Below are 17,474 nucleotides of genomic sequence, written 5' to 3' on the forward strand. Positions count from 1 at the left end.
GTTGCCCGATCTCCTGCCGAATAACGGCCGAGTAGCAGTAATTCTCTTGACGGAGGCAACATGGAATTCGAAATGCTGGAAACCGAAACCAACGGCACCATCATCAAGGTGGTGGGCGTTGGCGGCGCTGGCGGCAATGCCGTACAGCACATGATCAACCGCGGCGTGCAGGGCGTCGACTTCATCGTGATGAACACGGACGCCCAGGCGCTGTCGCGTTCGCGCGCATCGTCGGTGATCCAGCTTGGCAACACGGGCCTCGGCGCCGGTGCGAAGCCGGAAATGGGCCGTGCGGCAGCGGAAGAAGCGCGTGAGCGCATCGCCGACGCACTGCGCGGTGCGCACATGGTGTTCATTACGGCCGGCATGGGCGGCGGTACGGGCACGGGCGCGGCACCGGTGGTCGCGCAGATCGCGAAGGAGATGGGCATTCTGACGGTTGGTGTCGTCAGCAAGCCGTTCGAGTTCGAAGGTGGCAAGCGCATGCGCGTCGCCGAAGCAGGTTCGCAGCAACTGGAGGATCACGTCGACTCGCTGATCGTCGTGCTGAACGACAAGCTGTTCGACGTGATGGGCGACGACGCCGAGATGGACAAGTGCTTCCAGTGTGCGGACGACGTGTTGAACAACGCGGTCGCAGGCATCGCTGAAATCATCAATGTCGATGGCCTCGTGAACGTCGACTTCGAAGACGTGAAGACGGTGATGGGCGAGCAGGGCAAGGCGATGATGGGCACGGCGACGGTCGCCGGCGTCGATCGCGCGCGCCTCGCGGCGGAACAGGCCGTGGCGAGCCCGCTGCTCGAAGGCGTCGATCTGTCGGGTGCGCGCGGCGTGCTGGTCAACATCACGTCGAGCCGTTCGCTGCGCCTGTCGGAAACGCGCGAAGTGATGAACACGATCAAGAGCTACGCGGCGGAAGATGCCACGGTGATCTTCGGTGCGGTGTACGACGACGCGATGGGCGATGCGCTGCGCGTGACGGTCGTGGCGACGGGTCTGGGCCGTGCGGCGAAGAAGCAGCAGTCGGCACCGATGACGTTGCTGCGCACGGGTACGGACAACCAGCCGGTCAGCGCGGTCTCGCACGGTTATGCACCGGCGCATCACGTCAGCACGGCCGACTACGGCGCGCTCGATACGCCGGCGGTGTGGCGCAATTCGCGCGAAACCGCGGCATCGCACGTGCAGGCGCTGCAGGAGAAGGGTGTCGACACCTACGACATTCCGGCTTTCCTGCGCAAGCAGGCTGACTGACGCAAACACAGGCGAAGCCGCGGCGAAATCGCCGCGGTATCGCCGGCGTGACGGATGCTACGGACCACGACAGGCCGCGTCGGATACGACGCCGGGCCGGGAAACGTGCCCTCTTCGCTTCGGCGGGGCGGGATGGGCCGTGCTGTCCGCAACACGCTGAAAAACCGTATCGCTATGAGGGACCAGCCATGATTCAAGTGGGCGACGCGCTGCCCGACGCGCAATTGTTCGAGTTCATCGACGACGCGCGCGAAGGGTGCACGCTGGGGCCGAACGCCTACAGCGTGCGCGACCAGGTCGCGGGAAAGCGGGTGGTGATCTTCGGATTGCCGGGCGCTTTCACACCGACCTGCTCGGCGCAGCATGTGCCGGGCTATGTCGAGCACGCCGAGCAACTGCGCTCGGCGGGTATCGACGAGATCTGGTGCGTGTCCGTCAACGACGCATTCGTGATGGGCGCATGGGGACGTGATCTGCACACCGCGGGCAAGGTGCGCATGATGGCGGACGGCAGCGCGGCTTTCACTCATGCGCTGGGGCTGACGCAGGATTTGTCCGCGCGTGGCATGGGAATTCGTTCCCTGCGCTACGCGATGGTGATTGACGGCGGTGTGGTCAAGACGCTGGCCGTCGAGGCGCCGGGCAAATTCGAAGTGAGCGATGCGGCGAGTGTTCTCGCGACGTTGACGTCCTGATCGTGCGGTGCGCCGTTGCCTGCCGGCAACGCTGCTCACCGGCCTCAGGGCAGTTGTAACACGGGCTGATGACCGGAAACGCCTCCGTTCCGGGCATCGGCCCGTCCCGTATCGGCGCGGGTAAACTGCCGAAACAGATTGATACGCAGTTTCAAACAGCGTTGAATAGGGAATTACGCTATAATCCCGCCTATCGAATATAACTCCTGATTGACATCTTCAATCAAGACGAAGAACACCATGCTGAAGCAGCGCACCATCAAATCCATCGTCAAGACCGTGGGGATCGGTGTCCACTCGGGCCGCAAGATCGAGCTGACGCTCCGTCCCGCCGCGCCCGGCACGGGCATCGTTTTCTCGCGCGTTGACCTGCCCACGCCCGTCGACATTCCCGCCTCGGCGATGTCGATCGGCGACACGCGGCTCGCGTCGGTGCTGCAGAAGGATGGCGTGCGCGTGTCGACGGTCGAGCACCTGATGTCCGCGTGCGCGGGCCTCGGCATCGACAACCTGTATGTCGACGTGACGGCTGAAGAAATCCCGATCATGGACGGCAGCGCGGCGACCTTCGTGTTCCTGATCCAGTCCGCCGGCATCGAGGAGCAGAACGCGCCGAAGCGCTTCATCAAGGTGAAGAAAACGGTCGAAATCCGCGATGGCGACAAGTTCGCGCGTCTCGATCCGTATTTCGGCTTCAAGCTGAAGTTCTCGATCGATTTCCGGCACCCGGCTGTCGACAAGACGGGCCAGGAGCTTGAGGTCGATTTCGCGAATACGTCGTACGTGCGCGAGATCGCGCGTGCGCGCACGTTCGGCTTCGCGCACGAGGCAGAGATGCTGCGGGAGATCGGCCTGGCGCGCGGCGGCAGCATGGACAATGCGATCGTGCTCGACGAGTACCGCATCCTGAACAACGACGGGCTGCGCTACGACGACGAGTTCGTGAAGCACAAGATGCTCGACGCGATCGGCGACCTGTACGTGATCGGCCATCCGCTGCTGGCGTCGTACACCGCGTACAAGTCGGGCCACGGGCTGAACAACGCGCTGCTGCGCGAGCTGCTCGCGCATGAAGACGCGTACGAGGTCGTCACGTTTGACGATCCGCAGGCTGCCCCGCGCGGCTTCGCGTTCGACGCGCAGACGGCGTTCGCCTGACCGGCATTCGGTACCAGTAATGAAAAAAGCGGCCTGCGGGCCGCTTTTTTATTGGTCTGCCGCCGCGGGCGGGCGCGCTCAGCGCGGCGATTTCGCGCCGTGCCGTGCCGCCATTCGTGCGAGCGCGGCCTGCAGCGGTGACGGTGCGAGGTGATCGGCGAGGTCGCGCAATGCGGCGGCGCCGACCGAGGTCATCCGCGCCTGCTTCACGTGCGGCGGTTCCGGCGCGTCCTTCGGACGCACGCGCACGCGCAGCGCCGCGACGGGCCAGCCGCGCTTCTGCAGATCGGCGAGCAGCCGTGGCTCGACCTGCCGCAGCCGGGCGGCGAGTGCATTGTGTGCGGCAAAGAGGGTCAGGGTGCCGTCCTTGATGAAGCCCGGTTCGACATGATTCGCAAGATAGTCGGGCAGCAGCGCGCACAGATCGCGCTGCAGCGACGCGACCTGTTCGACGCCGACGCGCAGCGCCGTAAACGCGTCGGTGCGGTTGAGCACTTCGGACACGGGTTGGGGGCGATGTGCGGCGAGCGGGCCGAAACGCTTGGAAAATCGGTTCATCGAGGCATTCTTCGGGCGCGCACGCGCGCGGACGTTGACGCCGATTGTACCCGCGCGGGCCCGTGCACGGGCGGCTTTCGCCCCGTCGGCCCGGCCGTCGGCGCGTTATGCCCGTCCGGCCGAGACACGGGCGCACGCGTCCCCGCGTGCTAAAATTCACCGTTTGAGTCCACTAATTCGCTAAGCCGCCGAGGCTCGGGCGTCGGGGCGCGCAACACGCGCCGGGCGCCGGTGCTGCGACGCAGGATCCGATCCGATGACAACCGGTTTTCTCCAGAAAATTTTTGGCAGCCGCAACCAGCGGCTCGTCAAGCAATACCAAAAGACCGTCACGACGATCAATGCGCTCGAAACGCAGATCGAGAAGCTGACGGACGACCAGTTGCGCGGCAAGACGGACGAATTCCGCCAGCGGGTCGCGGCCGGCGAGTCGCTCGACAAGCTGCTGCCCGAGGCGTTCGCGGTCTGTCGCGAGGCGAGCCGCCGCGTGCTGAAGATGCGGCACTTCGACGTGCAGATGATCGGCGGCATGGTGCTCCACTACGGCAAGATCGCGGAAATGCGCACCGGCGAGGGCAAGACGCTCGTCGCGACGCTGCCCGTGTACCTGAACGCGCTGGCGGGCCGCGGCGTGCACGTCGTGACCGTCAACGATTACCTTGCGCAGCGCGACGCCGAATGGATGGCGCGCCTCTACAACTTCCTCGGTCTGTCGGTCGGCATCAACCTGTCCGGCATGGAGCACGACCAGAAGCAGCAGGCCTACGCGGCGGACATCACGTACGGCACGAACAACGAGTTCGGCTTCGACTACCTGCGCGACAACATGGTCTACGAGACCGACGCGCGCGTGCAGCGGGCACTGAATTTCGCGGTCGTCGACGAAGTGGACTCGATCCTGATCGACGAAGCGCGTACGCCGCTGATCATTTCGGGCCAGGCCGAGGATCACACCGAACTGTACGTGCGGATGAACGCGCTGCCGCCGCTGCTCGAGCGCCAGATCGGCGAGGAGAAGGCCGACGGCACGGGCGTCGAGAAGCCGGGCGACTACACGCTCGACGAGAAGGCACGCCAGGTGTTCCTGACGGAATCGGGCCACGAGAAGGCCGAGCGGCTGCTCGCCGAATGGGGCCTGATCGGCGAGGGCGAAAGCCTGTACGCGCCGCAGAACATCACGCTGATGCACCACGTGTACGCGGCGCTGCGCGGACACACGCTGTTCCACAAGGATCAGCACTACGTCGTGCAGAACGGCGAAGTGGTCATCGTCGACGAATTCACGGGCCGCCTGATGGCCGGCCGCCGCTGGTCCGACGGCCTGCACCAGGCAGTCGAGGCGAAGGAACACGTGAAGATCCAGAGCGAGAACCAGACGCTCGCATCGATCACGTTCCAGAACTACTTCCGGATGTACGCGAAGCTGTCGGGCATGACGGGTACCGCGGACACCGAAGCGTACGAATTCAACGAGATCTACGGCCTCGAGACGGTCGTGATCCCGACCAATCGCCCGCCGAAGCGGATCGACAAGCAGGACCAGATCTACAAGACGGCCAAGGAGCGCTACGACGCGGTGATCCGCGACATCCGCGACTGCTACGAGCGCGGCCAGCCGGTGCTGGTCGGCACGACGTCGATCGAGAACTCCGAGCTGCTGTCGCACCTGCTGAAGCAGGCCGGGCTGCCGCACGAGGTGCTGAACGCGAAGCAGCACGAGCGTGAAGCCGCGATCGTCGCGGAAGCCGGCCGTCCGAAGCGCGTCACGATCGCGACCAACATGGCCGGCCGCGGCACCGACATCGTGCTCGGCGGCAACGCCGAGAAGCAGGCCGCGTTCATCGAGGCCGACGACGCGATTCCCGCCGACGAGAAAGCGCGCCGCATCAAGCAGCTGCACGACGAGTGGGAAACGCTGCACGAGCAGGTGAAGGCCGCGGGCGGCCTGCACATCATCGGCACCGAGCGCCACGAATCGCGCCGGATCGACAACCAGCTGCGTGGCCGTGCGGGCCGCCAGGGCGATCCGGGCTCGTCGCGCTTCTACCTGTCGCTCGACGATCCGCTGCTGCGCATCTTCGCGGGCGACCGCGTGCGCTCGATCATGGATCGCCTGAAGATGCCGGAAGGCGAGGCGATCGAGGCCGGCATCGTCACGCGTTCGATCGAATCCGCGCAGCGCAAGGTCGAAGCGCGTAACTTCGACATCCGCAAGCAGCTGCTCGAATACGACGACGTGTCGAACGACCAGCGCAAGGTCATCTACCAGCAGCGCAACGAACTGCTCGAAGCACACGACATCACCGAGACGATCTCCGCGATGCGTCACGGCGTGGTTACGGAAGTCGTCCGCCAGTTCGTGCCGGAAGGCAGCATCGAGGAGCAGTGGGACGTGCCCGAGCTCGAGGAAGCGCTGCGCAACGACTGGCAGCTCGACCTCGCGATCCAGGAAATGGTGAACGAGTCGACGTCGATCACGGCCGAGGAGATTCTCGACGCCGTGATGACGGCCGCCGACGAGCAGTACGAGGCAAAGGTCGCGATGGTCGGCCGCGAATCGTTCAGCGCGTTCGAGCGCTCGGTGATGCTGCAGACGGTCGACCGCCTGTGGCGCGAGCACCTCGCGGCGCTCGATCACCTGCGCCAGGGCATCCACCTGCGCGGTTATGCGCAGAAGAACCCGAAGCAGGAATACAAGCGCGAAGCGTTCGAGCTGTTCGCCGCGATGCTCGAGGCGATCAAGCAGGAAGTCACGCGGGTCGTGATGAACGTGCAGATCCAGTCGCCGGAGCAGCTCGAGGAAGCGGCCGAGCAGATCGAGGAGCGCGGCGGCCATCTCGAGAACGTCGAGTACCAGCACGCCGAGTTCGCCGAAGCCGCTGCGCCGGTGGCCGGCGGGGCAGCCGTTGCGGCTGCTGCCGCGACGGCCGACATGGTCGGCAGCGCGATGGCCCACAGCGGCCCCGGCGGCGAGATGCCGAAGGTCGGTCGCAACGATCCGTGCCCGTGCGGCAGCGGCAAGAAGTACAAGCACTGTCACGGGAAGCTGTCATGATCGACGGCGGCGCGCGTGACGCGTGCCGCTTCGTTCGCAGCTTCGAATCAGTGATGTGAGTTGCGGCGGCCCGCGCGTGCGGCCGCCGGTTCTTCCAATCGATGCCGGCACGTGCCGGCATTTTCCATCCGGCAGGTGTGCCCCATGGCTGTCAATTTTCCGTCGATCGATCCCGCCCAACTCCATCCCGTCGCCGGCGTCACGCTCGGCTGGGCGGAAGCGAACATCCGCAAGCCGAATCGCAAGGACGTGCTGGTCATCTCCGTCGACGAAGGGGCGACGGTCGCGGGCGTGTTCACCGAGAACCGCTTTTGCGCGGCGCCGGTAACGGTTTGCCGCGAGCACCTGGCGAAGGTGCGCGCGGGCGGCGCGGGGATTCGCGCGCTCGTCGTGAACACGGGCAATGCGAACGCGGGCACCGGCGAACCGGGTCTCGTGAACACCCGCGAAACCTGCACCGAACTCGCGCGCCTCGCGGGCATCGAGCCGGCGCAGGTGCTGCCGTTCTCGACCGGCGTGATCCTCGAGCCGCTGCCGATCGACCGCCTGAAGGCCGGGCTGCCGGCGGCGCTCGCGAACCGCAAGGCCGCGAACTGGTATGACGCCGCGCAGGCGATCATGACGACCGACACGCTGCCGAAGGCCGCGTCGCGCCAGGTTGCGATCGACGGTCACACGGTCACGCTGACGGGCATCAGCAAGGGCGCGGGCATGATCAAGCCGAACATGGCGACGATGCTCGGCTTCCTCGCGTTCGACGCGAACGTCGCGCAGCCGGTGCTCGACACCCTCGTCAAGGAAGTCGCCGACCGCTCGTTCAACTGCATCACGATCGACGGCGATACGTCGACGAACGACTCGTTCATCCTGATCGCGTCGGGCAAGAGCACGCTGCCGGCGATCACGTCGACCGATTCGCCGGCCTATGCGGCGCTGCGCGATGCGGTGACGGAAGTCGCGCAGCTGCTGTCGCAACTGATCGTGCGCGACGGCGAAGGCGCGACGAAATTCATGACGGTGCAGGTCGAAGGCGGCATGAGCGTCGCCGAATGCCGCCAGATCGCGTACGCGATCGGCCATTCGCCGCTCGTGAAGACGGCCTTCTACGCATCCGACCCCAACCTCGGCCGGATTCTCGCGGCGATCGGTTATGCGGGCGTCGCGGATCTCGACGTCGGCAAGATCGACCTCTATCTCGACGACGTGCTCGTCGCGAAGGCGGGCGGCCGCAACCCGGCCTACCAGGAAGAGGATGGCCAGCGCGTGATGAAGCAGAGCGAAATCACGATCCGCGTGCTGCTCGGCCGCGGCGACGCGCAGGCAACCGTCTGGACGTGCGACCTGTCGCATGATTATGTGAGCATCAACGCGGATTACCGCTCCTGATCGGGAGCGCTCGAACGACATGGACAAGCTTGAACAGTTTCTGACACGCGCGGAAGCGCTGCTCGGCCGTCTCGAAGGGATGCTGCCGCCCGCGCCGGCCGCCGTCGACTGGAACGCTGCTCACGCGTTCCGCTGGCGCAAGCGCCAGGGGCGCGGATACCTGCAGCCGGTGCCGGCCGCATCGTCGATCACGCTCGGCGATCTGCACAACATCGATCGCCAGAAAGGGCTGATCGAGCAGAACACGCGGCAGTTCGTGCAGCAGAAGCCGGCCAACAACGTGCTGCTGACCGGCGCGCGCGGCACCGGCAAGTCGTCGCTGATCAAGGCGTGCCTGAACGCGTATGCGAAGGACGGGCTGCGTCTGATCGAAGTCGACAAGGACGATCTGCACGATCTCGGCGACATCGTCGATCTGATCGCGCAGCGCCCCGAGCGGTTCATCGTGTTCTGCGACGACCTGTCGTTCGAGGAGGGCGAATCGGGCTACAAGGCGCTGAAGGTCGCGCTCGACGGCTCGATCGCCGCGCAGTCGGACAACGTGCTGATCTACGCGACGTCGAACCGCCGCCATCTGCTGCCCGAGTATATGAGCGACAACGAGTCGTACAAGCATCTCCCGGATGGCGAGATTCACCCCGGCGAAGTCGTCGAGGAGAAGATCTCGCTGTCGGAGCGCTTCGGCCTGTGGGTCAGCTTCTATCCGTTCAAGCAGGACGACTACCTCGGCATCGTCGCGCACTGGCTGCGTCATTTCGGCTGCGAGGATGCGGAGATCGAGTCCGCGCGTGGCGACGCGCTCGTGTGGGCGCTCGAGCGCGGCTCGCGTTCGGGGCGCGTGGCGTGGCAGTTCGCGCGTGACTGGTCGGGCCGCAAGGAGCAGGCATGAGCGCGGATCTCGCACAAGGCGCCGTGCGTGCACCGGATGGCCGCAAGGTGACGGAAGTCGCGGTTGGCGTGATGGTGCAGCCGGATGGCAGGTACCTGCTCGCGCAGCGGCTGCAGGGCAAACCGTATGAAGGCTACTGGGAGTTTCCGGGCGGCAAGCTGGAGGCCGGCGAAAGCGTCGAGGACGCGCTGGCGCGCGAGCTGCACGAGGAATTGGGTATCGTCGTCACGGCCAGCCATCGCTGGCACACGCTCGAGCACGATTATCCGCACGCGTACGTGCGGCTTTATTTCTGCAAGGTGACGGGCTGGACGGGCGAGCCGCACAGCAAGGAAGGGCAGGCGTTCGTGTGGCAGCAACTGCCGGTCGACGTCGCGCCGCTGCTGCCGGCGGCACTGCCGGTACTCGAACTGCTCGAGAAGGAAGCGGCGTCGCACTGACGCCGCCACGCCCTGCCGAAAAGGCGGGCCATATCGGCGGCGGGCGGTGCCGCGTGCCGCTCAGCTGTCGCGGCGGCCGTCCGTGCCGTCTTCCTCCGACGAGGGGCCCTCGTCGGAGGTGCCGCCGATCCGGTACTTTTCCGCGGCCCATGCGCCGAGGTCGAGCTGCTTGCAGCGGGCCGAACAGAACGGACGGAACTGATTTTCAGGCGTCCAGCGCACTTCGACGCTGCACGACGGGCATTTCACAACGGTAGTCATACGAAAGCATTGATCCGGCGCGCGGCCGTTACAGATTGCACAGTGTCAGATGGAACGGCACGTCGATGTCCACCGCACGCGGCCGCACATCGCCGTCCTGCATGGTGAACCGTACCCACAGCATGTATTTGTTGGCGCTCGCTTCGGGAATGACGCGCAACTCCGGCGGCACGCGCACCTGCATCAACTGGTAGGTGCGGCCGGACAGCATCTGCTGGTAGCTGCCCTGCATTGCCATGACCTTCGATGCCTGACCCGATTCGCGCGCGAGGCGCAGCACGATTGCCGCGGCGTCGCGCAGCGGCAGCATCGGCATGATCCACTTCGCGATGTCCTGGCGCCGCTGCTCGGCGGGCCATTGCTGCCACGCGTAATACGACGGCAGGTCGAACTTGCACGTGCCGCCGGGAATGACTGCACGGCTGCGGATGCTGGCGAGCCACTCGTTGTCGACGAGGTGCTGGCCGGTCTTGCCCTGCATCTGGGCGAGATTCGCGAGCGTCTGCTCGATTTCGCCGAGCACGGCTTCGAGCGCGTTCTGCTCGATGCCCGGATTGCCGCGAAAGGGGGCGAGCGTCTGGCGTTGACGTTCGAGCTCCTTCATCAGATCCGATTTCAGGTCCGCGCGGCCCGTTACCTCGGCGATTTCGAACAGCGTCGTCAGCGCGACGTGGTGTTCACGCGGGTCCTCCTGAGCCAAAAAGAACGTGAAGCGCTCGAAGAGATCTTCGAGGCGCAACAGCGTGCGAATTCGCTCGTTGAACGGATACTCGTAAAGAATCAAGCGCGCTCGCCTCTTGGGTAGGGATTGAAACAATGCAGGACATTCTAATGCCCACTCTCTACCCTAGCAACGCGCCAATTTCGTACGCCATCAGGATCGCATGCAATGCTCAGTGCGCGGCGGCCGCGAATCCGAGATAGCGTTGGTGCAGTGCATCGACCTGCACGGCGAGCGCAGCGGGCGTCGTCGCGTCGTTGACGATTACGTCGTCGGCCGCCGCGAGTCGGGCTTCGCGCGTTGCCTGCCTCGCGATGATCGCCTCGACCTGCTCGCGCGTGAAGCCGTTGCGCTGCATCACGCGTGCGATTTGCGTTTCTACCGGGCAGTCGACGACGAGCACGCGATCGCTGCGCGCCTTCCAGTTGCCGGACTCGACGAGCAGCGGCACGACGAACATCACGTACGGGCCCTGCGCTTCGCGGGCTTCGCGATCGGTCTCCGCGCGGATCAGCGGATGCGTGATCGCTTCGAGGCGCCGGCGCGCGTCGTCGTCGCTGAAGATCAGGGTGCGCATCTTCGCGCGATCGAGCGAGCCGTCGGTGGCCACGAAGCCGCGGCCGAATGCCTGTTCGATCGCCGGCATCGCGAGGCCGCCCGGCGCGGTGATGCGGTGGGCAATCAGATCGGTGTCGACGAGCGATGCGCCTCGCGCGGCGAACAGGTCGGCGACGGTCGTCTTGCCGCTGCCGATGCCGCCGGTGAGTCCTACTGCGAACATGTCAGCCTCCGAGCGCCGCATAGAAAGGGGTACCGAAAAACAGCGTTGCGACGCCGCCTGCCGCGAGGAACGGGCCGAACGGAATCGGCTCCTCGAAGCGCATGCGGCCGCGCCAGGTCGCGACCAGCCCGACGATCGCTCCCGTCACCGCGGCGAACAGCACGACCTGCGGCAGTGCGGCCCAACCCATCCATGCGCCGAGCGCGGCAAGCAGCTTCAGGTCGCCGAAGCCGATGCCCTCGATGCCGCGCAACCATTTGAACAGCCAGTAGATCGACCACAGGAACAGGTAGCCGGCGATCGCGCCGATCACGGCCGAGCGCAGCGACGTGAACGTACCGCCGAGGTTCAGCACGAGCCCCGCCCAGAGGAGCGGCAGCGTCATCGAGTCGGGCAGGTAGCCGGTGCTGATATCGATTGCGCTCATTGCAAGCAGCGCGGCGCACAGCGCGAAGGCGGCAAGCGCGGCGACGGTCGGGCCGAACGCCGCGAGCGAGCCGGCGGCGAGCAGCGCGCACGCGAGCTCGACGAGCGGATAACGGATGCCGATCGGGTGGCTGCAGCGCCGACAGCGCCCGCGCAGCATCAGGTAGCTGACGACCGGGATGTTTTCCCATGCGCGCAGCACGTGACCGCAATGCGGGCATGCGCTACGCGGGCCCCACAGATCGTAGCGCGGCGGATAACCGTCGTCGGGGGCGGCGCCGGTGTTGCCGGTCGCTTCGGCGATCTCGGCCTGCCACGCGCGCTGCATCATCACGGGCAGCCGGTGCACGACCACGTTCAGGAAGCTGCCGACACAGAGACCGATGACGACCGCGAACGCATACTGCAGCGCGGGCGGCAGCATCGCCAGCGCGAGCAGCGTACTCTCGGGCGAATCGGGAACGGCGGACAGGGGCGCTGGCGTCATGAGGCTCAAGGTTCGGACTAAAAGGCGACAGAATCGGTTGCGATGCTACACCACGTTGCCGAGCTGAAGGATGGGCAGATACATCGCGATCACGAGGCCGCCGACGAGTGCGCCCAGCACGATCACGATCAGCGGTTCGCCGAGCGCGGCGAGCGTTTCGAGACGCGCATCGAGCTGGCGTTCGCACAGCACGGCGATGTCGGCGAGCATCGTGTCGAGCGCACCGGTCTCCTCGGCGACGGCGATCGGCTGCACGACGTCGTCGGGAAAGCAGCCGGCCGACTGCATCGCGTCGGCGAGACGCGCGCCGCGCAGCACACGTGCGGCGATTTGCGCGGTGGCATGCTCGAACACCGGATGGCCGGCCGTGCGCTCGAGCGTGGCGAAGGCGTCGGCAAGCGGCACACCGGCGCCGAGCAGCGTGGCAAGCGAGCGGCACCAGCGGGCGACCGCGAACCGCCCGAGCGCGCTGCCCGCGAGCGGCGCGTGCAGCAGGTGCCGTGCGACCGCGTGGCGCAGCGGTGCCGACCGCCGAAGCGCTTGATGCGCGGCAAGCCCTGCTGCCGCGGCACCGGCAACAAGCACGCCACCCCACGCCGACAGCGCGGAGGACACCGCGAGCAGCGCCCGGGTCGGCGCCGGCAGTGCGGCGCCGAAACCGTCGAAGATCTGCCGGAACGTGGGTACGACCCAGACCATCAACGCAGCCGAGATCGCGAGCGCGAACAGGATGACGGCCGCCGGATACGCGAGCGCGGCACGCAGCTTGCGCCACTGCGCGTCGGCGCGCTCGCGGTGTTCCGCGACTCGTGTCAGCACGATGCCGAGCGAGCCCGACGCTTCGCCGACCTCGATCAGCTGGCGATACAGCGTGCCGAATTGGGAGGGATAGCGTGCGAGCGCGTCGGCGAAGCGGCGCCCGCCGACGATCTCGCGAGCGAGGCCCGCCGCGATGCGCGGCAGCCCGTCGCGCGTACGTGTACGCGCGAGCATCTCGAGCGACGGCGCGAGCGGCAGCCCGGCTTGCAGCAGGCTCGCGAGCTGGCGCGTGAAGCGTGTGACGTCCCGTGCGCCGGCCGTCGGCGGTCGGGCCAGCCCGCGGACGTCGAGCGACAGTACCGCGATGCCGTCGCGCGCGAGCGCGGCGCGCGCAGCGGCGGCGTCGAAGGCAATGACATTCCCGCGGCACGGCGTGCCGTCTCGGCGGCGGCCGCGCCACGCGAAGCGGGTTTCGCGCGGCGGCGTGCGCATGCTCACACTGCGGGTGTCGCGGCGACGGCTTCCGCGATGCTCGTTGTGCCGTCCCGGACACGTGCGAAGGCCGCGTCGCGCAGGCTGCGCACGCCTGCGGCCGCCGCGCATTGCGCGAGTTCACCGACGCTCGCCCGCGCGACGATGCGCTCCGCCAGCTCGGGAGAAACCGGCATCGTCTGATGCAGGCCGATACGGCCGCGATAGCCGATACCGTGACAGGCATAACAGCCCCGCGGGACGAACGGCCGCCATCCGCCTGCCAGGGCCGCAGGGTCGCAGCCGGCTTCCCGCAGCACGCGCGCCGGTGCGTCCGAGTGCGCGCGACAAGCGGTGCAGAGCCGCCGGACGAGACGCTGCGCCGTGACGAGGTGCAGCGCGGCCGCCAGGTTGTACGGCGCGACGCCGATGTCGAGCAGCCGCGCGACGGCTGCCGGCGCGTCGTTCGTGTGCAGCGTCGACAGCACGAGATGGCCGGTTTGCGCAGCCTTGATCGCGACGTCGGCCGTTTCCGCGTCGCGAATCTCGCCGACCATGATGATGTCCGGATCCTGCCGCAACAGCGCGCGTAGCGCGGTCGCGAAGGTGAGCCCCGCCTTTTCGGCGACACCGACCTGGTTGATCCCGTCGAGCTGGATCTCGGCGGGATCCTCGACCGTGCAGACATTGTGCGCATCGCGATCGAGCATCTGCAGCGCGCAGTAGAGCGACAGCGTCTTGCCGCTGCCGGTCGGGCCCGTGACGAGCACGAGGCCATGCGGTACGCGTATCGCGGCCTCCATCGCGGCCGCCTGCTGCGCGTCGAAGCCGAGGCGGGCGAGCGTGAGATCGGGCGGCAGCGTGTCGAGGCGCCGCAGCACGATCTTTTCGCCGAACAGCGTGGGCAGCGAACTGACCCGGTAGTCGCCGCGCGTGCCGCCGTCGATCGAGATGCGCAGCCTGCCGTCCTGCGGGAGCCGTCGCTCGGCGATGTCCATGCGCGCGAGTACCTTGATCCGCGTGACGAGCGCGTCGCGCAGATGAAAGGGCGGCCGCGCATGTTCATGCAGCACGCCATCGACGCGCAGGCGGATGCGCCAGCCGGCTTCGAACGGTTCGACGTGGATGTCGGACGCGTCGCGCACGCGTGCCGCGTGCAGCGTGTCGGTCAATAACCGCACGGCCGGTGCATCGTCGAGCTGGGCCGCGTCGAGCGCGCGTGGCGCGGCGGCGGGCGACGCGTCGGCGTGGAGGGGCGGCTGCGGGCGCAGTGGCGCCCCGGGAGGAGGGAAGTGCATGTGAGCCGGCATGTTGGCCGCCTGTTGACCGTGACCTGCAGATGGTCGCGCGTCGCGGGCGGCGCCGGCAGTCGGCCGTTCGGCTAGCGCGTGGCGGCGCGTGCGGTGCGCGCGCCGCGCGGCTTGAAGATCTTGACGGTGCGCACGGCCTGATCGTCGCTGCGCATCACCTCGAGCATCACGTCGCCGATTTTCACGCACACGTCGTCTTCCGGAATTTCCTCGAGGATTTCGAGAATCAGCCCGTTCAGCGTCTTCGGCCCGGTGGTCGGCAGCTTCAGGTGCAGCCAGCGGTTCAGCTCGCGCAGCGGCATGCTGGCCGAGACGATGCATTCGCCGTTCTCGTCCCAGCCGCCAGCACGTTCGCTGCGCGGCATCGACGTCGTGAATTCGCCGATCAGTTCCTCGATGATGTCTTCGGGCGTGACGAGCCCTTCGAGCTCGCCGTACTCGTTGACGACGAGCGCGGTACGCTGCCGCGATTCCTGGAAATACTGGAGCTGCTGGACCACCGGCGTGCCCGACGGCACGTAGTACGGCTCGGCCAGCAGCGAGCGCAGCGTCTCGCGGTCGAAATCCTGGTTGTGCAGCGCGGTGAGCGTCTTGCGCACGTGCAGCACGCCGAGCACCTTGTCGATGTCGCCTTCGTAGACGATCAGGCGGTTGTGATAGCAGGTTTCGAGCTGATGCAGGACGTCGTCGAGCGGCGCGTAGAAGTTCAGCGCCTCGATCTGGCGGCGCGGCACCATCACGTCGTCGACGGTGATGTTCTCGAGGTCGAACAGGTTGAGCAGGATGCTGCGGTGCTTGGTCGGCATGAAACTGCTCGACTCGAGCACGATGGCCCGCAGCTCGTCGGCCGACATCCGCTGGTCGCGGCCCTTCTTCGTATTGATGCGCAGCACCCACAGCACGCCGTTCGCGAGCGCGTTGATGAACCAGACGAGCGGCTTGAACACGCGCATCAGCGGCGCGATAACGAGGCTCGCGGGCAGTGCGATGCGTTCGGGGAAGGTTGCGCCGACGATCTTCGGCGCGATTTCCGCGAACACGATGATCAGGAACGCGACGATGCCGGTCGCGATCGACAGCGCGAGGTTGTTGCGGCCGAACGTATGGAGCGCGAGCGACGTCGTCAGGACCGGGATGATCGTGTTGAACAGGTTGTTGCCGATCAGGATCACGCTGAGCAGCAGGTCAGTCCGCGTCAGCAGGCCCTGCGTGGTTTTCGCGCCAAGCACGCCTTGGCCGGCGAGATGCTTCAGCCGATGGCGGTTGAGCGCCATCATCGCGGTCTCGGAAATCGAAAAGAAGCTGGAACAGAGAAGAAGCAGGAAGACGGCGCCGATTTGCGCCCATAAGGGAATTTGGTCCACGCGTCGGAAAGGGCAGTGAAGGACAGGCATGGAGGGAATATAGCAGAGGCCGGCGACCGCGATGTGTCGTGCGCGACACGATGGGTCCGCTGCGGCCGGACAAAAAAAAACCGTGCACGCAGTGCACGGTTTTTTACAAATCTGGTCGGGGTGAGAGGATTCGAACCTCCGGCCTCTACGTCCCGAACGTAGCGCTCTACCAGGCTAAGCTACACCCCGATTTGTACTCTTCCGATTTCGCCGTCTTTTTCAAGACCGCTGCGTCGTCGAGCAAGAACGTAACTATAACGACGTTTTTTCGAAAATGGAATACCTTGGCGAAGAAAATTTTCGAGACGGGCGATTGCCCCGTGTCGGACATGCGTCGTCACGGCGGTGGCGACGACGCATGCGATGCGCTCAAGACTGCCGCGACGTCGAGTACGAGCACAGCGCGAGCAGGCTTTCCTTATAGATCGAATCGGGGAATGCCGCGATCGCTGCCGCTGCCGCCTGCGCTTCCTGGCGCGCGCATTCGAGCGTGTGATCGAGCGCGCCCGAGCGCGTGATCGCTTCGAAAATCGTGTCGAAGCGATCGGTGCCGCCCTGTTCGATCGCCTCGCGAGCAAGCGCCGACTGTTCGGGCGTGCCGCGTTCAATCAGATGGATGAGCGGCAGCGTCGGCTTGCCTTCGCGCAGGTCGTCGCCGGCATTCTTGCCCATTGCCTCGACGGTGCCCGCGTAGTCGAGCCAGTCGTCCATGATCTGGAACGCGGTGCCGATCCGGCGGCCGTATTCGGCGGCGGCAGCCTCGGTCGGCGCATCGGCGCCCGAGAGCACCGCACCCAGGCGCGCCGACGCCTCGAACAGCTTGGCCGTCTTGTAGCGGATCACCTGCATGTAGCGCGTTTCGTCGACGTCCGCGTCGTGCATGTTGAGGAGCTGCAGCACCTCGCCTTCGGAAATGATCGTCGTCGCTTCGGACAGGATCTCCATCACGCGCATCTTGCCGACGCCGACCATCATCTCGAACGAGCGCGAATAGAGGTAATCGCCTACCAGCACGCTCGCCGCGTTGCCGAACAGCGCATTGGCGGTCTGGCGGCCGCGGCGCAGTTCGGATTCGTCGACGACGTCGTCATGCAGCAGCGTGGCCGTGTGGATGAACTCGACGACGGCAGCCAGCACGTGCCGCTGATGCGACGTTTCGCCGAGCGCGCCGGCGACGAGCAGCAGCAACGCCGGACGCAGCCGCTTGCCGCCCGCGCCGATGATGTACTCGGCGATCTGGTTGATCAGCAGCACGTCGGACGCGAGGCTTTGCCGGATAACGCGATTCACCTGCTCCATGTCGCTGGTGATCGGAGCGAGCAGGTGGGCGGCGCTGAGGGTGGGGGAGGCGGTGGACGACGACATGATGATGGAATTGGGTGATGCCGCGGATTATAAGTCGAATCCGCGATATCCCGGTCTGTCG

The 17,474-nt window shown here is 66.3% G+C and carries 16 protein-coding genes and 1 tRNA gene; 7 read left to right on the forward strand and 10 right to left on the reverse strand.

Features of this window, described 5'->3' with window-relative positions:
* The first annotated feature begins 60 nt into the window (after positions 1 to 60).
* The 3 genes from ftsZ (at position 61) to lpxC (ending at position 3,110) form a co-directional block, all read left to right on the forward strand.
* Positions 61 to 1,257 carry a cell division protein FtsZ gene (ftsZ, locus tag VL15_RS33655; RefSeq protein ID WP_021159911.1) on the forward strand — a complete coding sequence of 399 codons (1,197 nt, stop codon included), beginning with the start codon at positions 61 to 63 and terminating at the stop codon, positions 1,255 to 1,257.
* A 188-nt stretch (positions 1,258 to 1,445) separates the two neighbouring features.
* Positions 1,446 to 1,952, forward strand: a complete 507-nt coding sequence (locus VL15_RS33660; protein ID WP_048251128.1) for a peroxiredoxin — start codon at positions 1,446 to 1,448, stop codon at positions 1,950 to 1,952.
* Between the two features lie 240 nt (positions 1,953 to 2,192).
* Entirely contained in the window at positions 2,193 to 3,110 is a 918-nt protein-coding gene (gene lpxC, locus VL15_RS33665; RefSeq protein WP_048251129.1) for a UDP-3-O-acyl-N-acetylglucosamine deacetylase, read from the forward strand.
* A gap of 78 nt (positions 3,111 to 3,188) precedes the next feature.
* Here the strand turns inward: lpxC and VL15_RS33670 are convergent, their stop codons facing one another.
* Positions 3,189 to 3,668, reverse strand: a complete 480-nt coding sequence (locus VL15_RS33670; RefSeq protein WP_048251130.1) for a DUF721 domain-containing protein — start codon at positions 3,666 to 3,668, stop codon at positions 3,189 to 3,191.
* A 256-nt stretch (positions 3,669 to 3,924) separates the two neighbouring features.
* Here VL15_RS33670 and secA point away from each other — a divergent pair, with 256 nt between their 5' ends.
* The 4 genes from secA to VL15_RS33690 all read left to right on the forward strand — a co-directional run bounded on the left by secA (position 3,925) and on the right by VL15_RS33690 (position 9,438).
* Positions 3,925 to 6,723, forward strand: coding sequence for a preprotein translocase subunit SecA (gene secA, locus VL15_RS33675; protein WP_048251131.1), 2,799 nt, complete (start codon positions 3,925 to 3,927; stop codon positions 6,721 to 6,723).
* Positions 6,724 to 6,867: 144 nt separating this feature from the next.
* The gene (argJ, locus tag VL15_RS33680) at positions 6,868 to 8,109 is read left to right on the forward strand and encodes a bifunctional glutamate N-acetyltransferase/amino-acid acetyltransferase ArgJ (RefSeq protein ID WP_048251132.1); all 1,242 of its coding nucleotides are present in this window, start codon (positions 6,868 to 6,870) and stop codon (positions 8,107 to 8,109) included.
* 19 nt (positions 8,110 to 8,128) lie between these two features.
* On the forward strand, positions 8,129 to 8,998 hold the full coding sequence (locus VL15_RS33685; protein ID WP_048251133.1) for an ATP-binding protein: 870 nt from the start codon (positions 8,129 to 8,131) through the stop codon (positions 8,996 to 8,998).
* Positions 8,995 to 9,438, forward strand: a complete 444-nt coding sequence (locus VL15_RS33690; RefSeq protein WP_048251134.1) for an NUDIX domain-containing protein — start codon at positions 8,995 to 8,997, stop codon at positions 9,436 to 9,438. The genes VL15_RS33685 and VL15_RS33690 overlap by 4 nt, the downstream gene beginning before the upstream one ends.
* Positions 9,439 to 9,498: 60 nt before the next feature.
* On the opposite strand, the gene VL15_RS33695 is transcribed toward VL15_RS33690, so the two are convergent.
* The 9 genes from VL15_RS33695 to VL15_RS33735 all read right to left on the reverse strand — a co-directional run bounded on the left by VL15_RS33695 (position 9,499) and on the right by VL15_RS33735 (position 17,413).
* Complete coding sequence (locus VL15_RS33695) at positions 9,499 to 9,699, reverse strand: DNA gyrase inhibitor YacG (RefSeq protein ID WP_048251135.1); 201 nt, start codon at positions 9,697 to 9,699, stop codon at positions 9,499 to 9,501.
* Positions 9,700 to 9,727: 28 nt separating this feature from the next.
* Positions 9,728 to 10,483 (reverse strand): cell division protein ZapD, encoded by a 756-nt coding sequence (zapD, locus tag VL15_RS33700; protein WP_048251136.1) that lies wholly within the window; start codon positions 10,481 to 10,483, stop codon positions 9,728 to 9,730.
* Between the two features lie 109 nt (positions 10,484 to 10,592).
* Entirely contained in the window at positions 10,593 to 11,201 is a 609-nt protein-coding gene (gene coaE / locus VL15_RS33705; protein WP_048251137.1) for a dephospho-CoA kinase, read from the reverse strand.
* Between the two features lies 1 nt (position 11,202).
* Entirely contained in the window at positions 11,203 to 12,114 is a 912-nt protein-coding gene (locus VL15_RS33710) for a prepilin peptidase (RefSeq protein ID WP_048251138.1), read from the reverse strand.
* 45 nt (positions 12,115 to 12,159) lie between these two features.
* On the reverse strand, positions 12,160 to 13,365 hold the full coding sequence (locus tag VL15_RS33715; RefSeq protein ID WP_048251139.1) for a type II secretion system F family protein: 1,206 nt from the start codon (positions 13,363 to 13,365) through the stop codon (positions 12,160 to 12,162).
* Positions 13,366 to 13,367: 2 nt separating this feature from the next.
* Entirely contained in the window at positions 13,368 to 14,642 is a 1,275-nt protein-coding gene (locus tag VL15_RS33720; protein ID WP_048251140.1) for a GspE/PulE family protein, read from the reverse strand.
* An 83-nt stretch (positions 14,643 to 14,725) separates the two neighbouring features.
* Positions 14,726 to 16,018, reverse strand: coding sequence for an HlyC/CorC family transporter (locus tag VL15_RS33725; protein ID WP_048251141.1), 1,293 nt, complete (start codon positions 16,016 to 16,018; stop codon positions 14,726 to 14,728).
* A gap of 142 nt (positions 16,019 to 16,160) precedes the next feature.
* Positions 16,161 to 16,237, reverse strand: a tRNA-Pro gene (locus VL15_RS33730).
* A gap of 180 nt (positions 16,238 to 16,417) precedes the next feature.
* Positions 16,418 to 17,413, reverse strand: coding sequence for a polyprenyl synthetase family protein (locus VL15_RS33735; RefSeq protein WP_048251142.1), 996 nt, complete (start codon positions 17,411 to 17,413; stop codon positions 16,418 to 16,420).
* Between the last annotated feature and the right edge of the window lie 61 nt (positions 17,414 to 17,474).

Source organism: Burkholderia cepacia (assembly GCF_001039005.1).
GTDB classification, from domain to species: Bacteria; Pseudomonadota; Gammaproteobacteria; order Burkholderiales; family Burkholderiaceae; genus Burkholderia; species Burkholderia theae.